The 17,354-nt window shown below is 72.9% G+C and carries 15 protein-coding genes and 1 tRNA gene; 11 read left to right on the top strand and 5 right to left on the bottom strand.

Annotation, left to right across the window (positions count from 1 at the left end):
• Positions 1-45 precede the first annotated feature (45 nt).
• A tRNA-Leu gene (locus ACZ3ZE_RS32245) sits at positions 46-133 on the bottom strand.
• Positions 134-350: 217 nt separating this feature from the next.
• On the opposite strand from ACZ3ZE_RS32245, the gene ACZ3ZE_RS32240 reads away from it, so the two are divergent.
• The 3 genes from ACZ3ZE_RS32240 (at position 351) to ACZ3ZE_RS32230 (ending at position 3,063) form a co-directional block, all read left to right on the top strand.
• Positions 351-1,676: a M20/M25/M40 family metallo-hydrolase gene (locus ACZ3ZE_RS32240; RefSeq protein ID WP_361623301.1), complete on the top strand. Its 1,326-nt coding sequence runs from the start codon at positions 351-353 to the stop codon at positions 1,674-1,676.
• Positions 1,677-1,828: 152 nt separating this feature from the next.
• Entirely contained in the window at positions 1,829-2,062 is a 234-nt protein-coding gene (gene chpH, locus ACZ3ZE_RS32235) for a chaplin ChpH (protein ID WP_132914664.1), read from the top strand.
• 119 nt (positions 2,063-2,181) lie between these two features.
• On the top strand, positions 2,182-3,063 hold the full coding sequence (locus ACZ3ZE_RS32230) for a chaplin (protein WP_467261630.1): 882 nt from the start codon (positions 2,182-2,184) through the stop codon (positions 3,061-3,063).
• Positions 3,064-3,112: 49 nt separating this feature from the next.
• Here the strand turns inward: ACZ3ZE_RS32230 and ACZ3ZE_RS32225 are convergent, their stop codons facing one another.
• A complete protein-coding gene (locus ACZ3ZE_RS32225; RefSeq protein ID WP_125749393.1) occupies positions 3,113-3,301 on the bottom strand; it encodes a DUF5703 family protein in 189 nt (62 codons plus the stop codon).
• A gap of 47 nt (positions 3,302-3,348) precedes the next feature.
• Between ACZ3ZE_RS32225 and ACZ3ZE_RS32220 the strand changes: the two genes are divergently transcribed.
• Positions 3,349-3,981 carry a hypothetical protein gene (locus ACZ3ZE_RS32220; RefSeq protein ID WP_361169845.1) on the top strand — a complete coding sequence of 211 codons (633 nt, stop codon included), beginning with the start codon at positions 3,349-3,351 and terminating at the stop codon, positions 3,979-3,981.
• A 113-nt stretch (positions 3,982-4,094) separates the two neighbouring features.
• On the opposite strand, the gene ACZ3ZE_RS32215 is transcribed toward ACZ3ZE_RS32220, so the two are convergent.
• Both ACZ3ZE_RS32215 and ACZ3ZE_RS32210 read right to left on the bottom strand, forming a co-directional pair.
• A complete protein-coding gene (locus ACZ3ZE_RS32215) occupies positions 4,095-6,305 on the bottom strand; it encodes a helix-hairpin-helix domain-containing protein (RefSeq protein WP_467261628.1) in 2,211 nt (736 codons plus the stop codon).
• Entirely contained in the window at positions 6,302-7,279 is a 978-nt protein-coding gene (locus ACZ3ZE_RS32210) for an aldo/keto reductase (protein ID WP_361169839.1), read from the bottom strand. Before ACZ3ZE_RS32210 ends, ACZ3ZE_RS32215 begins: the two co-directional genes overlap by 4 nt.
• A 173-nt stretch (positions 7,280-7,452) precedes the next feature.
• On the opposite strand from ACZ3ZE_RS32210, the gene ACZ3ZE_RS32205 reads away from it, so the two are divergent.
• On the top strand, positions 7,453-8,502 hold the full coding sequence (locus ACZ3ZE_RS32205) for an LLM class F420-dependent oxidoreductase (RefSeq protein WP_132914659.1): 1,050 nt from the start codon (positions 7,453-7,455) through the stop codon (positions 8,500-8,502).
• Between the two features lie 203 nt (positions 8,503-8,705).
• Entirely contained in the window at positions 8,706-9,491 is a 786-nt protein-coding gene (locus tag ACZ3ZE_RS32200) for a ferritin-like domain-containing protein (RefSeq protein ID WP_467261626.1), read from the top strand.
• Positions 9,492-9,527: 36 nt separating this feature from the next.
• Here the strand turns inward: ACZ3ZE_RS32200 and ACZ3ZE_RS32195 are convergent, their stop codons facing one another.
• Positions 9,528-10,520: a magnesium and cobalt transport protein CorA gene (locus ACZ3ZE_RS32195; RefSeq protein WP_361623471.1), complete on the bottom strand. Its 993-nt coding sequence runs from the start codon at positions 10,518-10,520 to the stop codon at positions 9,528-9,530.
• A gap of 61 nt (positions 10,521-10,581) precedes the next feature.
• Here ACZ3ZE_RS32195 and ACZ3ZE_RS32190 point away from each other — a divergent pair, with 61 nt between their 5' ends.
• The 5 genes from ACZ3ZE_RS32190 (at position 10,582) to ACZ3ZE_RS32170 (ending at position 17,341) form a co-directional block, all read left to right on the top strand.
• Positions 10,582-11,271: a histidine phosphatase family protein gene (locus ACZ3ZE_RS32190; protein WP_361169833.1), complete on the top strand. Its 690-nt coding sequence runs from the start codon at positions 10,582-10,584 to the stop codon at positions 11,269-11,271.
• A gap of 101 nt (positions 11,272-11,372) precedes the next feature.
• Complete coding sequence (locus ACZ3ZE_RS32185; protein WP_361169830.1) at positions 11,373-11,963, top strand: DUF3090 domain-containing protein; 591 nt, start codon at positions 11,373-11,375, stop codon at positions 11,961-11,963.
• Positions 11,927-12,763, top strand: a complete 837-nt coding sequence (locus tag ACZ3ZE_RS32180) for an SCO1664 family protein (protein WP_442305872.1) — start codon at positions 11,927-11,929, stop codon at positions 12,761-12,763. Before ACZ3ZE_RS32185 ends, ACZ3ZE_RS32180 begins: the two co-directional genes overlap by 37 nt.
• A 158-nt stretch (positions 12,764-12,921) precedes the next feature.
• Positions 12,922-14,151, top strand: coding sequence for a cysteine--1-D-myo-inosityl 2-amino-2-deoxy-alpha-D-glucopyranoside ligase (gene mshC / locus ACZ3ZE_RS32175; protein ID WP_363292127.1), 1,230 nt, complete (start codon positions 12,922-12,924; stop codon positions 14,149-14,151).
• Between the two features lie 115 nt (positions 14,152-14,266).
• Complete coding sequence (locus tag ACZ3ZE_RS32170) at positions 14,267-17,341, top strand: NPCBM/NEW2 domain-containing protein (protein ID WP_467261624.1); 3,075 nt, start codon at positions 14,267-14,269, stop codon at positions 17,339-17,341.
• The last annotated feature ends 13 nt before the right edge of the window (positions 17,342-17,354 follow it).

Below are 17,354 nucleotides of genomic sequence, written 5' to 3'. Positions count from 1 at the left end.
ACCGCCCTAAACAAGAAGGACCCCACATGACGTGGGGTCCTTCGCTGGTGTCCGAGGGGGGACTTGAACCCCCACGCCCGTTAAAGGGCACTAGCACCTCAAGCTAGCGCGTCTGCCATTCCGCCACCCGGACAGGTGATCTTGTCTTCCTGGCCGCTGGGCCCTTCCGACGAGGAAAACCATAGCAAACATCTGGGGTGGCCGATCACCACCCCTTGCGCCCCCGTCACGCCCCCGGCGTGTGACGGGCGCATGTCGGCCGGTGGCCGCCCTTGGGTCCGGAGGGGGGCACGCGGGAGGATGGGGAGATCACCAGCCAGCACATGGGGCACGTAGTGGGAGGAAGCAGCGTGAGCGAGTCGAACACCGGCCGGACCGTCACGGGCGAGGACGAGGTCGTCGACCTCTGTCGTGACCTCATCCGCATCGACACCAGCAACTACGGCGACCACTCCGGCCCGGGCGAGCGGGCGGCGGCGGAGTACGTCGCCGAGAAGCTGGCCGAGGTCGGACTCGAGCCGAAGATCATCGAGTCGCACAAGGGGCGGGCCTCCACGGTCGCCCGCATCGAGGGCGAGGACCCGTCCAGGCCGGCCCTCCTCATCCACGGACACACCGACGTCGTCCCGGCCAACGCCGAGGACTGGACCCACCACCCCTTCTCCGGCGAGGTCGCCGACGGCTGTGTCTGGGGCCGCGGCGCCGTCGACATGAAGGACATGGACGCGATGACGCTCGCGGTCGTCCGCGACCGCATGCGCAGCGGCCGCAAGCCCCCGCGCGACATCGTCCTCGCCTTCCTCGCCGACGAGGAGGCGGGCGGCACCTACGGCGCCCGTCACCTGGTCGACAAGCACCGCGGGCTCTTCGACGGCGTGACCGAGGCGATCGGCGAGGTCGGCGGCTTCTCCTTCACCGTCAACGAGAACCTCCGGCTCTACCTGATCGAGACCGCCCAGAAGGGCATGCACTGGATGCGGCTGACCGTCGAGGGCACCGCCGGCCACGGCTCGATGACCAACAACGACAACGCCATCACGGAGCTCTGCGAGGCCGTGGGCCGGCTCGGCCGCCACCAGTGGCCGGTCAGGGTCACCAAGACCGTCCGCTCCTTCCTCGACGAGCTCTCGGACGCCCTCGGCACCCCGCTCGACCCCGAGGACATGGAGGCCACGCTCGCCAAGCTGGGCGGCATCGCCAAGATGGTCGGCGCCACCCTGCGCAACTCCGCCGCCCCGACGATGCTCGGCGCCGGCTACAAGGTGAACGTCATCCCCGGCCAGGCCACCGCCCACGTCGACGGACGCTTCCTGCCCGGTTACGAGGAGGAGTTCCTGGCCGACCTCGACCGGATCCTCGGCCCCCGGGTCAAGCGCGAGGACGTGCACGGCGACAAGGCCCTGGAGACCAGCTTCGACGGCGCCCTGGTCGACGCCATGCAGCTGGCCCTGCGCGCCGAGGACCCGATCGCCCGCGCCGTGCCGTACATGCTCTCCGGCGGCACCGACGCCAAGTCCTTCGACGACCTCGGCATCCGCTGCTTCGGCTTCGCCCCGCTCCAGCTGCCGCCGGAGCTCGACTTCGCCGGCATGTTCCACGGCGTCGACGAGCGGGTGCCGGTGGACGGCCTGAAGTTCGGCGTCCGGGTCCTGGACCGCTTCATCGACGCCTCCTGAGGACGCCTGCGCGGACGCCCCCGAAATCGACCGCGCGTGCGTGGATGACCGGAAAGAGTGAATGCCTCAAAGGGCTCGTAGCCCCCTAGGTTCCCCCTCGTTACAGGTGGTGCGGTCCGCGGCTGGGACCGCATTGCCAACAAGGAGGAATAATGATCAAGAAGGTCGTCGCTGCTGCGGCTGCCACCGGCGGTCTCGTTCTCGCGGGTGCGGGCATGGCCGTTGCCGACGCGGGTGCCCAGGGTGCCGCCATCGGTTCCCCCGGCGTGCTCTCGGGCAACGTCGTCCAGGTGCCGATCCACATCCCCGTGAACGTGTGCGGCAACACGGTCTCCGTGATCGGTCTGCTGAACCCCGCCTTCGGCAACACCTGCATCAACGCCTGACGTTGAGCATCACCCCCTGAGGGTTTGAGCCAAGGCCGGCCCCGGAGTGCGCGCCATGCACTCCGGGGCCGGTGGGCATTTCGCACGAGCCGAGCATGCAGGGAAGCGGGAACACAGCAATGCGACAGGTCACACGCATCACACGGAAGAGCATCGTCACCGTCGCCGCGGCGGGCGGCATGATCGCCCTCGGCGGCGGTTACGCCCACGCCGACGCCAACGCGAGCGGTACGGCCTCCCACTCACCGGGCGTCGCGTCCGGCAACAACGTCCAGGTCCCGGTCCACGCGCCGGTGAACCTCTGCGGCAACACCGTCAACGCCGTCGGCCTCATGAACCCGGCGTCGGGCAACAAGTGCGCCAACGCGAGCAGCCCCGGCGGCTACGGGGACTCCGGCGGCTCCGGCGGGTCCTCCGCCCACGGCAGCGCCTCGCACTCCCCGGGCGTCGGCTCCGGCAACGTCGTCCAGGTGCCGGTGGACGCCCCCATCAACGTCTGCGGCAACAGCGTCGACGTCATCGGGGCCGGCAACCCCGCCACGGACAACGGCTGCGGCAACGGCATCGAGCCGACGACACCGGGGCACCCTGGTGAGCCCGGGAACCCGGGGGAGCCCGGGAATCCCGGCCACCCTGGGGAGCCGGGGAACCCTGGCAACCCGGGGAATCCCGGAAACCCCGGTAACCCGGGCACGCCTGGTACGCCGGGCAACCCTGGTACGCCGGGCAACCCGGGGACTCCGGGGAACCCCGGTACGCCCGGAAATCCGGGGACGCCCGGTACGCCCGGCAATCCCGGCACCGAGGGCGGCGGGCACCCCGGTACGCCCGGGTACCCGCACGGGCCGAACAACCCCGGTACGCACACGGGTGTCCAGAGCCCGCCCAGCGAGGAGCTCGCGCACACCGGCGCCGGCGCGGTCGGGATGGCCATCCCGGCCGGCGCGGCCCTGCTGCTGGCCGGTTCCGTGATCTACCGCCGGTCGCGCCGCACCGCCTGAGGCGCAAGAAAACGGCAGGGGCCCCGCCGGGCGGGGCCCCTTCTGCGTCTCACCAGGTGGCGCGGATCTGACGGATGATGCGCCGGCGCAGCCGCACTCTGCGGCTGCCGTCCCGATGCAGGCTCAGTCGGTCCAACTCCCAGTGCCCGTACTCGGCATGGTCGGTCAGAAGCCGCGTAGCCTCCTTGCGGGAGACGCCGCGCGGCACGTACACGTCGACAAATTCGTATTCCGGCATCGCATCTATTGTGCGGCCAAGGGCCTGGTACGGATAGCGTCTGTCCTATGTCTGATGCTGCGCAGCCCACCGCTGCCGAGGTACGCGCCGCCGCCGAGGCGGTCAAAACCGCACTGGACCGTCACCTCGCGGCGGTCGAGAGCCGCACCGGGGACGACGACCCGGCCGTCTACGACGCCTTCAACGCGCTCGCAGCGGCGGCGGAGGTGTACGACGAGGTCCTCTACGACCGTTACGACGAGGTCACCCCCTTCGAGATCCCCGGCGCCGACGACTCTTTGCCGCCCTACGCGGGGCCCGAGGAACCGCACGCCGTCAGCGTGCTCATCCGCCGTGACTACGCGGTGGTCGAACCGAAGCGCCTCGTCGCCCAGGCCCGGCGCATCGTGGACGTCGACCGGGAGGGGAACGGCGCCGGCAGCACCTATGCCGCCCTCGGCACCCTCTTCGGGGAGTACGAACCTGACGAAATCGCGTCCCGTCACAAGGAATTCGGTCTGGAGGAGGGCGACTCCACCCTCTGGGTCGAAGCGGCCGAGGAGCTGCCCGAACCGGGGGAGTGGCTGAACACCCCCTTCGACCACGCCGACCCGGAGCGGATCGTCTGCCGCTTCGACGTCAGCGCCGTCTTCGACGACGAGGCCGAGGAGGAGCTGGAGGAGCAGGCCCACGGGGCCTGAGAACCCGCCCGAGCCCCCGGAAACGCAGCCGGCCGGCACCCCCACCCCGCGGTTCGCGGGACAGGGGGTGCCGGCCGGGCCGCGTTGCCGCCTGTCCCGTCGTGCGCGCGCTCTTACGCCTCTTCCTCGTGGAGCAGTGCCTCGATCAGCGGGCGGAGCCGGGTCGTCCGCTCCGGGGTGAGGCCCTCGGCCACCGCGCGGGGCAGCGCCTGGTCCACACCGTGGACGACCGAGAGGTGCCGCTCGGCGCGGCCGAAGGCCGTGTACACCCAGGCCCGGCTGAGGCCCGCCGCCGCGTCGCCGGGCAGCACCACGACCGCGGCCGGCCAGCGTGCCCCGGCCGCCTGGTGCGCGGTCAGCGCCCACCCGTGCCGCAGCGCGCTCTCGACCCGCTCCTTCGGTACGACGACCCGCTCGCCCGCGCAGTCCAGGTGCAGGCCCTCGGCGTCGGCCGAGACGACCGTGCCCCGCACGGTGCGGCCTGGCGCGGGGGAGTGGGCGACCCGGTCGCCCGGGTCGTAGCCCCCGAAGCGGCCGGGGCCCGGGTTGAGCCGCTGCTTGAGCGCCGCGTTCAGCGCGCGGGTGCCCGCGGCGCCGCCGTGGCCGACCGTGATCACCTGGGTGTGCTCGGCCGGCAGGCCGAGAGCGCGCGGGATGGAGTCGGCGACCAGCTGCACCGTGCGGTGCACCGCCTCGCCCGCGTCCCGGACGGGGACGATCACGACCTCCTTGCCGGGCGCCTCCACCTGGTTGAGCTCGCCGACGCCGATGCCCGAGACCAGCTCGCCGAGCGGGCCCGGATCGGGGACGCGGGAGGCGATCGCCGGGGCGACGCGGGCGGCCAGCAGATCGGCGAAGACCCTGCCCGGCCCGGCGGCGCCGAGGACCAGGGGGTCGCCGCCCAGGACGAGCCGGCAGCCGTCCGGCAGCGCCTCCACGAGCAGTGCGGCCGTCTCGACGTCGAGCTGCGGCGCGTCCAGCACGACCAGCAGGTCCAGGGCGAGCAGGCCCTCCTCGTCACGGCCAGGGCCCGCCGTCCCGGAGAGCAGCGCGGCCAGCGGCACCGCGCCGTCCCGTGCCGTGTGGGCCGCGAGGGCGACCCGCAGGCCCCGCTCCCGCGCCGTCTCCGCGAGGGCGGCGGGCTCGGCGCGGGCGGCTTCGCCGCCGGTGTGCAGCACGAGGCCGTGCGAGCCGGCCGCGCGGACCAGCTCGGGGCCCTCCCAGTCGGCCGCCTCGACCGTGCGGATCAGTCGGGCCAGCCCGTCGGCGAGGCTCTCCTCCGCGAGCGCGTACCGCTCCAGGCCGAGCAGCACGGGCTGCTGAGGCCGCTCCTCGGCGGCGGACCCGTCGTCCTGCCCGGCGCCCTCCTCGGCCTCTTCGGTCTCCTCGGGGTCCTCCTCCTGGAAGACCAGCACCGCGGCCTCGGAGATCGCGTGCTCGACCGCCTTCCCGGGCTCGGGCACCGACAGCTTCGCGAGCCCGTCCCGCACGCTGCCGATCTCCAGGGCCGTGTGCCCCTTCAGCGCGGCCTGCTCCAGGAGCCAGGCGGTCAGCGCCACGGCCCGCCGCTCGTCGCCGGGGCCGCACGCGGAGCCGAGCAGGGCACGCGCGAAGCCGTCGGCCTGTTCGGGGCGCACCCCCGGCACCGCGAGCAGCTGCCAGGGGTCGTCGTCGAGCACCCGGGCGGCGCCCTCGCCGAGCACGGTGGCGACCTGCCCGGCGAGCGCCTCGGGCGCCCCGCCACGGGCGAGCACCTGCCGCACCGAGGACGTGGTCTCCTCGGTCACGACCGGGGCCACGGGCGCCGGCGGGCGCACCGTCGTCTCCGGCGCCGCGGCCGGAACGGGCCGCGCGGGCGCGGGGACCTCGGGCCGGAGCGGCGCGACGGGCTTCGCGCCGCTCTCCACGGCCCGTACCGCCGCGAGCAGATCGGCCGCCGTCCCACTGAGCTTGCCGCCGGCCTCGACGGGCGCGGCCCGCTCCGCCTTGCGCTGCTCGATCCGCGCCCGCAGCTCCCGCTGCGCGGCGAGCTCGGCCTGCGCCTCGGAGACCCCAGGGGCGGGGCTTTCACCGGAAGCCGGGGCCTCCGTGGCGGTGCCGTCATCGGGGGCCGGGGCCTCCACCGATGCGTCGTCACCGGAAGCCGGGGCCTCCGCCGTGGCGCCTTCGCTTCCCTCGGAGGCGTCGACCGAGTCCTCCGCGTCCGCTGAGCCCTCCGCATCCGGCGTGGTGTCCGGGGCGTCCGGTGACGCGGAGGTCGCTCCCTGCGGGTCGGCGGGGGGCGTGGCGGCCTCGGGCGGGGTCTCCCCGGAGGGCTCGGTCACAAGGTGCTCCAGTCGTGATCCGGATAGTGGTGCACGGGCGCCGACACATCGTCGAGGGCCCGGAAGATCTCGTCAGGAAGACTAAGGCTCTCCACTGACAACGCGGCCGTGAGCTGCTGCGCGTTGCGCGCGCCGATGATCGGGGCGGTCACGCCGGGGCGGTCGCGGACCCAGGCCAGGGCCACCTGGAGCGGGGTGGCCGCGAGGCCGTCGGCCGCCGTCGTGACCGCGTCCACGATCCGGCTCGCCGGCTCGTCCAGATACGGCTCCACGAACGGGGCCAGCGCCTCCGAGCCGCCGCGCGAGTCCGCCGGGGTGCCGTGCCGGTACTTGCCGGTGAGCACCCCGCGCCCCAGCGGCGAGGAGGGCAGAAGCCCGATGCCGAGGTCGAGGGCGGCGGGCAGCACCTCCCGCTCGACGCCCCGCTGGAGCAGCGAGTACTCCATCTGCGTCCCGGCGAGCCGGGTCCGGTCCCCGCTCAGCTGCCAGGTGCCGGCCTTGGCGAGCTGCCAGCCGCAGAAGTCGGACACGCCGACATAGCGGGCCCGGCCGCTGCGGACGGCGATGTCGAGGGCGTGCAGCGACTCCTCCAGGGGGGTGTGGGGGTCGAAGGCGTGCAGCTGCCACAGGTCCACGTAGTCCGTGCCGAGCCGGGCGAGGGAGGCGTCGAGGGCGGCGAGCAGATGCCCGCGCGAGCCGTCCGTGCGCCGGTCCGGGTCGGGGACGCTGCCGGCCTTGGTCGACACGATCAGGTCCCGGCGCGGCACCAGGCTCTCCATGAACTGCCCGAGCAGATACTCCGCCTCGCCGCCCCCGTACACGTCCGCGGTGTCGACGAGGGTGCCGCCCGCGTCCCAGAACGCCTTCAACTGCTCGGCGGCGTCGTGCTCGTCGGTGTCGCGGCCCCAGGTGAGGGTGCCGAGCCCGAGCCGGGACACGCGCAGGCCGGTACGTCCGAGATGCCTCTGCTCCATGGCCGCGAGAGTACTGGCCAGGGCACCACGGGGAGAGAGCCTGTGGACAACCTGTCCACAGGTGGTCCCGTGTCGCTCCGCCACCGGTGCCCGATCGCCTCCTGACGAATCCCGGGGGTGCGCGCTAGAGTCCCGACCACAGGGACGTTACCGATGGGTAAGGGGTACGTGGCATGCGGCTCGGCATCAACCTCGGCTACTGGGGCGCGGGCATGGACGGCGACAACCTCGCCGTGGCCCAGGAGGCGGACCGCCTCGGCTACGACGTGTGCTGGGCGGCGGAGGCGTACGGCTCCGACGCGCCCACCGTGCTGTCCTGGGTCGCCGCCAAGACGGAGCGGATCGACGTCGGCTCGGCGATCATGCAGATCCCGGCCCGCCAGCCCGCGATGACCGCGATGACCGCGGCCACCCTCGACTCGCTCTCCGGCGGCCGCTTCCGGCTCGGCCTCGGCGTCTCCGGACCGCAGGTCTCCGAGGGCTGGTACGGCGTCAAGTTCGACAAGCCGCTGGCCCGCACCCGCGAGTACGTGGAGATCGTCCGCCGCGCCATGTCCCGCGAGCGCCTCACGTACGAGGGCGAGCACTGGACCCTGCCGCTGCCCGACGGCCCGGGCAAGCCGATCAAGCTCACGGTGCACCCGACCCGCCCGCACATCCCGCTCTACATCGCGGCCATCGGCCCGAAGAACCTGGAGCAGACCGGCGAGATCGCCGACGGCGCCCTGCTGATCTTCCCGGCCGCCGAGCACCTGGAGGAGACGGCCCTGCGCCACCTGCGCGCGGGACGCGAGAAGGCCGGGCTCACCATGGAGGGCTTCGACGTCCACCCCACCCTGCCGCTGGCCCTCGGCGACGACATCGACGCCCTGGCCGACATCTTCCGCCCGTACACCGCGCTGTACGTCGGCGGGATGGGCAGCCGCAAGCAGAACTTCTACAACCAGCTCGCCCAGCGCATGGGCTACGAGAAGGCCGCCGCCGAGATCCAGGACAAGTACCTGGCCGGCGACAAGGCCGGAGCCGCCGCGGCGGTCCCGCGCCAGCTGATCGACCAGACCACGCTGCTCGGCTCCGTCGACCGGATCGCCGACCGGATGAAGGCCTACGCCGCCGCCGGGGTCACCACCCTGACCCTCGCCCCGGCCGGCTTCACCCTGGACGAGCGGCTGGCGGCCCTGCGGGCGGGTGTGGAGGCGCTGGAGCGGGCGGGACTCGCGTAGCTCCCGGAGGAAGGTCCGCGGCCGTGGTGGGGGCTCGGGGGTCTTCCCCGCCACGGCCGTCACGCAGCACAACGCGCGGGCGCGCCCGGGGTTACGCGCCCGGCGGCACCTCTCGTGTACGTCGTTCGGCCCAGCGTCCGCGGCCTCCTGTTGCCCGACCGCGCGCGGCCCACTTGACTCGTACTCCACGGGAGGTGGCAGCCATGCTCACGGCCAAGAGCCTGTTCCAGGAAATCATCGACGACGACGAGTCCTTCCAGCTCTTCTGCTCCATCGCCGCCAGCGGCGAGGCCCAGGGAGGCTGGGAGAACGCGCGGATCGCGGCTCTGGTCGCCCCCGGCATGCGGGATCTGGCCCCCAAGATCACCCGGCACGGCGCCGACGAGGACAAGCACGGCCGCATCTTCCACGCGTTGATGAGGAAGCGCGGCCTCGACCCCGTCCCCGTACCGCCCGACACCGACTACACGATGCTGCTCGAACGCCGCGGCATCGGCCTGGCCCACGACAAGCTGCGCCGCGACGAACCCCTCACGGAGCGGGACATCGTCGTCTACCTCGCGCACAGCCGGGTCACCGAGGAACGCGCGGCCGCCCAGATGCGGCTGCTCGTCCGCCACTTCGGGGACCACCCCGACCTCGGCAAGGCGATCAGGATGATCTGCGACGACGAGGACAACCACCTCGCCTACTGCCACGAGGAGCTGCTCCGCCTCAACTACGAGGGGTACGGACGGCTCATCCAGAGCGTCCTGCGCGAGTCCGCGCTCGCCGAGATCCAGGTCTACCGGGACGTCAGCCTCGCCGTGATGCGGCACATGGGGCGCATCCTGCGCTGGCCGAAGGCCAAGGCCGCCACGCTCGCCGCCGGCATCCACGGCGTCTACGCGTACGAGCGCGCCGCCGGCTGGCACAAGATGGTCGACCTCAGGATGCCGGAGCGCCGCGACGCCCTCGGCGGCCCCGTCGCCCCGGTCCACGCCTTCTGAGCCGGAGACGATCCACACCCCGTCGCCCCCCGGGGATCACATCCAGCCGCGCCGCTTGAACAGCCGGTACAGGCCCACCACGATCCCCGCCATCAGCAGGAGCACCGCCGGGTACGACCCCACCCAGTGCAGCTCCGGCATGTGGTCGAAGTTCATGCCGTAGATGCCCGCGACCATGGTGGGCACCGCGGCCATCGCCGCCCACGCGGAGATCTTCCGCATGTCGTCGTTCTGCCGCACGCCCATCTGCGCCAGATGCGCCGACAGCACGTCCGAGAGCAGCCGGTCGAGCCCCTCCACGAGCTCGTTGGCACGCAGCAGATGGTCGTTGACGTCCCGGAAGAACGGCACCGCGTGGTCGTGGACGAAGGGCACGGCGCCCGTCGCGAGCCGGGCCATCGGACCCGACAGCGGCACGGAGGCCCGGCGGAACTCCAGGACCTGCCGCTTGGCGGTGTAGATCCGCTCCGCCGTCCGCGCGGGGCTCGCGCCCGCGGGCGCGAAGACGTCGGCCTCCAGCTCCTCCAGGTCGACCTGGAGCTCCCCGGCGACGTCGAGGTAGTGGTCCACGACCGCGTCGCTGATCGCGTACAGCACCGCGGTCGGCCCGTGCCGGAGGACCTCCGGCTCCGCCTCCAGGCGCTTGCGGACCGCCGCCAGCGGGGCGCCCTCGCCGTGCCGCACGGTCACCACGAAGGAGTCGCCGATGAAGACCATCAGCTCGTCCGTGCTGACCCGGTCGCTCTCCGGCTCGTACACCACGGGCTTGAGCACCGCGAACAGCGAGTCGTCGTAGACCTCCAGCTTGGGCCGCTGATGCGCCTTCAGGGCGTCCTCCACGGCCAGCGGGTGCAGCGCGAACTCCCGGGAGACATGGTCGAACTCCGCCTCCGTCGGCTCGTGCAGCCCCACCCACAGGAACGCGTCCCCGGTCGCCCGCGCCTCGTCCAGCGCGTCGGACAGGTCGGCGGGGCCGTCCGTCCTGCGCCCGTCCCGGTAGATGGCTGAATCCACGATCACGGGCCGTATTCTCCCCCGAGCTCCGGCTTCGCGCACCCGTCCCCCCGCGCTCGCCCGTACGCTGGCCGACATGGCCACGCTGATCCTTGTCCGGCACGGACGTTCCACCGCCAACACCTCCGGGGTGCTCGCCGGGCGGATGCCCGGCATCGCGCTCGACGAACGCGGCGCGGAGCAGGCCGCCGCGCTGCCCGGGCGCCTCACGGGCGTGCCGCTCGCCGCGGTCGTCTCCAGCCCGCTGCAACGCTGCCGGGAGACCGTGCAGCCGCTCCTCGACGCCCGCCCCGGACTCGCCCTGCACACCGAGGAGCGGATCAGCGAGTGCGACTACGGCGACTGGTCGGGCCGCAAACTGGCCGAACTCTCCGACGAGCCACTGATGGAGGTCGTCCAGGCGCACGCCTCGGCCGCCGCCTTCCCCGGCGGCGAGTCCATGCGCGGCATGCAGGCGCGGGCCGTGGACGCCGTCCGCGACTGGAACGCCCGGATCGAGGCGGAGCACGGCGAGGACGCCGTCTACGCGATGTGCTCGCACGGCGACATCATCAAGTCGATCGTGGCCGACGCCCTCGGACTCCACCTCGACCTCTTCCAGCGGATCCACGTCGACCCCTGCTCCCTCACGGTCATCCGCTACACCCGGCTGCGCCCCTTCCTGGTCCGTCTCGGCGACACCGGCGATCTCGCCGCCCTCGCCCCGCGCGAGACGCCCGACGGCAGCGGGGCGGCGGAGGTGGGGGGCGGTGCGGGCGCACCGTGATCCTTCCGCGCAGTAGGGTGGACGCGCCGCCGTAGCACCACCGCGCGGCACCACAGCAGCCCACGACAGCACCACAGTCGAGACTCAAGGGAGTCAGGAACGTGTCCCGTCAGGTGTTCCTCTACGACCCACCGGAGCGTTTCGTGGCCGGCACGGTCGGGCTGCCTGGCCGCCGTACGTTCTTCCTCCAGGCGTCCGCGGCCGGCCGCGTCACCAGCGTCGCCCTGGAGAAGACCCAGGTGGCCGCCCTCGCCGAGCGCATCGACGAACTCCTCGACGAGGTCGTCCGCCGCACCGGGGGCAACGCGCCCGTCCCCGCCGTCGCCCCGGCCGAGATCGCCGACACCGCGCCCCTGGACACCCCCGTCGAGGAGGAGTTCCGGGTCGGCACCATGGCGCTCGCCTGGGACGGCGAGGAGCAGCGGATGATCGTCGAGGCGCAGGCCCTCGTCGAACTCGACGTGGACTCCGAGGAGGACCTCGCCGCGGCCGAGGAGCGGATGCTCCAGGACGAGGAGAACGGCCCGCCGATGCTGCGCGTCCGCCTCAGCGGCGCCCAGGCCAGGGCCTTCGCCAAGCGGGCCCTCGACGTCGTCAACGCCGGGCGCCCGCCCTGCCCGCTGTGCAGCCTGCCGCTGGACCCCGAGGGCCATGTCTGCCCGCGCCAGAACGGATACCGGCGCGGCGCATGAGCGGTGACCGGACCCCCGATGTCGTGGACCTGCTCAGCCGGGGGGAGCTGACCGTCCGCGGCCAGGTCCGCGAGGCCTCCAACGCCGTCCTGTTCTGCTCCGTCGCGTACGAGGGCGAGCAGGCGGACTGCGTCTACAAGCCGGTCAGGGGGGAGCGCCCGCTCTGGGACTTCCCCGACGGAAACCTGGCCCGCCGCGAGGTCGCCGCCTACGAGCTCTCCGAGGCCACCGGCTGGGGCCTGGTGCCGCCGACCGTGCTGCGCGAGGGACCGTACGGCGAGGGCATGGTCCAGCTCTGGGTCGAGGCCGATCCCTCGGCCGCCCTGCTCGCGCTCGTGGACGACGAGGAGGCGGGCGAGGGCTGGAAGGCCGTGGGCCCCGCCCAGGTGGCCGAGGACCGCACCGCGCTGCTCGTGCACGCCGACACCCCGCAGCTGCGCCGCATGGCCGTCCTGGACGCCGTCATCAACAACGGCGACCGCAAGGGCGGGCATCTGCTGCCCGTGCCGGACGGACGGCTCTACGGGATCGACCACGGCGTCTCCTTCCACGTGGACGACAAGCTGCGCACCCTGCTGTGGGGCTGGGCGGGGGAGGAGCTGACCGAGGAGGCCACCGCCGTCCTCGACCGGCTCGGCGGGCGGCTCGCGCCCGGCACCCCATTGGCCGAACGGCTCGCGGCGCTGCTCACCGGGGCCGAGGTGGACGCCCTGCGGGAGCGGGTGGCCGTGCTGCGCAGGACGGGGCGCCACCCCGTGCCGTCCGGGCAGTGGCCGGCGATCCCCTGGCCACCGGTGTGAGGACCGTACGGCCGACCGATGCTTTCCGGCCAAGGTGTCCGGTGAGGTGAGACCCCCTGGGGGTATGCATGAACGCCTCCGTCCCGCAAGGCCGCCTAATCGGTCAAGATCCCGGATGCGGTTCGTATCCGGAACACCTGTCCGGTTACGCTCAGGACATGCATGCCTGGCCCGCTTCTGAGGTCCCCGCCCTGCCCGGCAAGGGCCGCGACCTCCGGATTCACGACACCGCGACCGGCGGACGAGTCACCCTCGCCCCCGGCCCCGTCGCCCGTATCTACGTGTGCGGCATCACGCCGTACGACGCGACCCACATGGGTCACGCGGCGACCTACAACGCGTTCGACCTCGTTCAGCGCGTGTGGCTCGACACCAAGCGGCAGGTTCACTATGTCCAGAACGTGACCGACGTGGACGACCCGCTCCTGGAGCGGGCCATCCGCGACGGCATCGACTGGGTCGGGCTCGCCGAGCGCGAGACCGCCCTGTTCCGCGAGGACATGACCGCGCTGCGCATGCTGCCCCCGCGGGACTACATCGGCGCCGTCGAGGCGATACCCGGCATCGTCCCGCTCGTCGAGCGTCTGCGGGACTCCGGTGCCGCCTACGAGCTCGAGGGCGACATCTACTTCTCGGTCGAGGCCGATCCGCACTTCGGTCAGGTGTCCAACTACGACACCGAGCTGATGCGCCACCTGTCCGCCGAGCGCGGCGGCGACCCGGACCGCCCGGGCAAGAAGAACCCGCTCGACCCGATGCTGTGGATGGCCGCCCGCGACGGCGAGCCGAGCTGGGACGGCGGCAGCCTCGGCGCCGGGCGCCCCGGCTGGCACATCGAGTGCGTCGCCATCGCCCTGGACCACCTCGGCATGGGCTTCGACGTGCAGGGCGGCGGCTCCGACCTGATCTTCCCGCACCACGAGATGGGCGCCTCGCACGCCCAGTCCCTCACGGGCGAGTTCCCCATGGCCAAGGCGTACGTCCACGCCGGCATGGTCGGCCTGCACGGCGAGAAGATGTCCAAGTCCAAGGGCAACCTGGTCTTCGTCTCCGCGCTGCGCAGGGAGGGCGTCGACCCGGCCGCCATCCGGCTCGCGCTGCTCTCGCACCACTACCGGGCCGACTGGGAGTGGACCGACCAGGTCCTCCAGGACGCCGTCGACCGCCTCGGCCGCTGGCGCGCCGCCGTCTCGCGCCCCGACGGTCCGTCCGCCGACGCCCTCGTCGAGGAGCTCCGCGAGGTGCTCTCCGACGACCTGGACGCCCCGGCCGCGCTCGCCGCGGTGGACCGCTGGGCCGCGCGCCAGGAGGACGAGGGCGGCACCGACGAGTCCGCTCCCGGGCTCGTCTCCCGTGCCGTCGACGCGCTCCTCGGTGTCGCCCTGTAGCGGACACCGCCCCGCAACTCCCTTGCACGCAACCGCCCTCGGACTTCTTCGCGAAGTCCGGGGGCGGTTCCCTTTTGTCCTGTCGCCATGCTCGAATCTGCGCTAAATAGACCTCATGCAATCATCAATGCGCATGAGAGCTGCAGTCGCCGGTGCACTTCTCGGCCTGCTCGCCGTCTTCGCCTCACCCGGCGGAAGCGCGGCGGCCGCGCCCACGGACAGCACCGGCCCCACCGACACCACCGTCGGGGATCTCACCGGATTCACCGCCGACGGACCCGTCTACCGGCTGACCGCCGGGCACGCGGAGGCCCGGGTCAGCTTCGTCTCCGACGAGACCTTCCGCATCGAACTGGCACCCGACGGCACCTTCACCGACCCCACCGGCCAGGACATCGTCCTGCCGCAGGGCCCGCCGCCCGCCATCCGCTGGTCCGACCTCGGCGACCGCTACGAACTCAGCACCGCGCGGGTGACCCTGCGCGCCTACAAGGCACCGTTGCGCTTCGCCGCCGTCCGCGCCGACGGCACCCCCCTGTGGTCCGAGACCCAGGGCCTCAGCTGGAACCAGGACCGCACCACCCAGACCCTGGCCCGCGGCGCCGACGAGCAGTTCTACGGCGCCGGCATGCAGAACGGACGCGGCAACACCTCCCACCGCGGCAAGACCGTCGAGGTCGGCGTCGACTACAACTGGAACGACGGCGGCCACCCCAACTCCGTCCCGTTCTACCTCTCCTCCGCCGGCTACGGCGTCTACCGCAACACCTACGCCCCCAACACCTACGTCTTCGGCGAGCCCGTCACGACCACCGCCCGCGAACAGCGCTTCGACGCCTACTACTTCGCGGGCAGCGGCCCCGGCGCCCTCAAGGACGTCATCGGCCAGTACACCCGGCTCACCGGAAAACCGTTCCTGCCGCCGGTCTACGGCCTGGAGATCGGCGACGCCGACTGCTACCTCCACAACGCCAACCGCGGCGAACGGCACACCCTCGACGCCCTGAAGGTCTCCGACGGCTACGTACAGAACGACATGCCCAACGGCTGGATGCTCGTCAACGACGGCTACGGCTGCGGCTACGAGAACCTCGCCGAGACCGCCCAGGGTCTGCAGCAGCGCGGCACACAGCTCGGCCTGTGGACCGAGGACGGCATCGACAAGCTGGGCGAGCAGGTGAAGGCCGGCCAGCGGGTCGCCAAGCTGGACGTCGCCTGGGTCGGCGACGGCTACAAGTTCGCCCTCGACGGCTGCAAGGGCGCCTACGCCGGCATCGAGGCCAACAGCGACGCCCGCGGCTACACCTGGGCCCCCGAGAGCTGGTCCGGCGCCCAGCGCTGCGGCGTCCAGTGGTCCGGCGACCAGTCCGGCAGCTGGGAGTACATCCGCTGGCAGATCCCCACCTACGCCGGCGCCTCCATGTCCGGCCTCGCCTACACCACCGGCGACGTCGACGGCATCTTCGGCGGCAGCGCCAAGACGTACACCCGTGACCTGCAGTGGAAGATGTTCCTGCCCGTCACCATGACCATGGACGGCTGGGCCGCGCAGGACAAGCAGCCCTTCCGCTACGGCGAGCCGTACACCTCGATCAACCGGGCCTCGCTCAAGCTGCACGAGGCCCTGCTGCCCTACATCTACTCGCACGCCCACCAGGCCACCCGGACCGGCGTCGGCCTCGCCCGTCCGCTCGCCCTGGAGTACCCCGACGACCCGGTCGCCGCCTCGGACGCCGCGAAGTACGAGTTCCTCAGCGGCCAGGACTTCCTCGTCGCCCCCGTGTACAAGGACGCCGTCGAGCGCGACGGCATCTACCTGCCCAAGGGCACCTGGATCGACTACTGGAACGGGCGCGTCTACGAGGGCCCGCTGACCCTCGACGACTACAGCGCCCCGCTCGACACCCTGCCGCTCTTCGTCCGCGCCGGGGCGACCGTCCCGATGTGGCCGGGCGACATCCGCTCGTACACCCAGCGCACCCCGGGCTCCCCGCTGGCCTGGGACATCTACCCGCAGGGCGACTCGTCCTTCACGCTGTACGAGGACGACGGCGTCACCCGGCAGCACCGCGAAGGGCGGTACGCCACCCAGCGCGCCGACGTCCGGGCACCCCGCCGCGGCGCCGGCGACGTGACCGTGCGCGTCGGCCCCAGCGAGGGCACCTACACGGGCAAGGCCGCCGCCCGCCCGTACGCCTTCACCGTCCACACCGGCGACGCCCCCGGCGGCGTCACCCTGGGCGGGCGCGCGCTGAAGGGGCTCGCCTCCAAGGCCGCGTTCGACGCCGCCGACCAGGGCTGGTGGTACGACCGGGACGACCGCGGCGGCGTGGTGCGGATCAAGACCGCCGCCCAGCGCACCGACCGCGGCTTCACCCTCGTCCTGAGCGGCACCAGCGCCGTCGGCGGAGCCGCCCCCGGCGCCGCCGCCGTGCTCGCCGCCCCGGCCGCGCAGGAACTGGGCGCGGGCGTGCCCGGCACCGTCGCCGTCGACGTCACCGCCGGCGCCAAGGACGCCACCGGGGTCGCCGTCGGCCTCACCGTCCCGGCCGGCTGGCAGGTCGCCCCGACCGCGCCGATCGCCCGCGTCCCCGCCGGCACCACCCGGCGCGTCGAGCTGTCGGTGACCCCCGCCAAGGACGCCGTACCGGGTGAGGCCACGCTCACCGCGACCGTCCGGCACCGGGCCGCCGGAGTCGACCGCACCGCGCAACAGCGGTTCGCCGTCGGGGTGATGCCCCCGCCGCCGACCGCACCCGCCTGGGCGAGCGACCTGGTCTGGCTCAGCTCCGCCAACGGCTGGGGCCCGCCGGAACGCGACCGCTCCAACGGCGAGTCCGGCGCCGCCGACGGCCGCCCCCTCACCCTGGCCGGCAAGGCGTACGAGAAGGGCATCGGGGCGCACGCCGACTCCGACATCGAGCTCTACCTCGGCGGGCGCTGCACCGCGCTCACCGCCGAGGTCGGCATCGACGACGAGATCAACGGCTACGGGGAGGTCGCCTTCTCCGTCGAGGCCGACGGCAAGGTGCTGTGGACCTCGCCCAAGGTGACGGGAGCCTCCGCGACCGTCCCCGTGGCCGTCGACCTGACCGGTGCGCGCCATGTGCACCTGAAGGTCACCGACACCAACGGGTCCAAGAGCGGCGACCACGGCGACTGGGCGGGCGCGCGGTTCGACTGCGCCTGACGGCCACCGTGTG

The sequence above is a fragment of the Streptomyces sp. NPDC023157 genome (assembly GCF_055560575.1).
The sequence above is the reverse complement of the archived record's forward strand: the minus strand, read 5'-3'. Positions and strand labels throughout refer to the sequence as shown.

What these genes read in the sequence shown, in the direction of transcription:
- ACZ3ZE_RS32200 (WP_467261626.1), top strand. Translation starts at nt 8,706, where the DNA reads ATGCTCACGGCCAAGAGCCTGTTCCAGGAAATCATCGACGACGACGAG.
- ACZ3ZE_RS32230 (WP_467261630.1), top strand. Translation starts at nt 2,182, where the DNA reads ATGCGACAGGTCACACGCATCACACGGAAGAGCATCGTCACCGTCGCC.
- ACZ3ZE_RS32220 (WP_361169845.1), top strand. Translation starts at nt 3,349, where the DNA reads ATGTCTGATGCTGCGCAGCCCACCGCTGCCGAGGTACGCGCCGCCGCC.
- ACZ3ZE_RS32170 (WP_467261624.1), top strand. Translation starts at nt 14,267, where the DNA reads ATGCAATCATCAATGCGCATGAGAGCTGCAGTCGCCGGTGCACTTCTC.
- mshC (WP_363292127.1), top strand. Translation starts at nt 12,922, where the DNA reads ATGCATGCCTGGCCCGCTTCTGAGGTCCCCGCCCTGCCCGGCAAGGGC.
- ACZ3ZE_RS32210 (WP_361169839.1), bottom strand. Translation starts at nt 7,279, where the DNA reads ATGGAGCAGAGGCATCTCGGACGTACCGGCCTGCGCGTGTCCCGGCTC.
- ACZ3ZE_RS32205 (WP_132914659.1), top strand. Translation starts at nt 7,453, where the DNA reads ATGCGGCTCGGCATCAACCTCGGCTACTGGGGCGCGGGCATGGACGGC.
- ACZ3ZE_RS32190 (WP_361169833.1), top strand. Translation starts at nt 10,582, where the DNA reads ATGGCCACGCTGATCCTTGTCCGGCACGGACGTTCCACCGCCAACACC.
- chpH (WP_132914664.1), top strand. Translation starts at nt 1,829, where the DNA reads ATGATCAAGAAGGTCGTCGCTGCTGCGGCTGCCACCGGCGGTCTCGTT.
- ACZ3ZE_RS32225 (WP_125749393.1), bottom strand. Translation starts at nt 3,301, where the DNA reads ATGCCGGAATACGAATTTGTCGACGTGTACGTGCCGCGCGGCGTCTCC.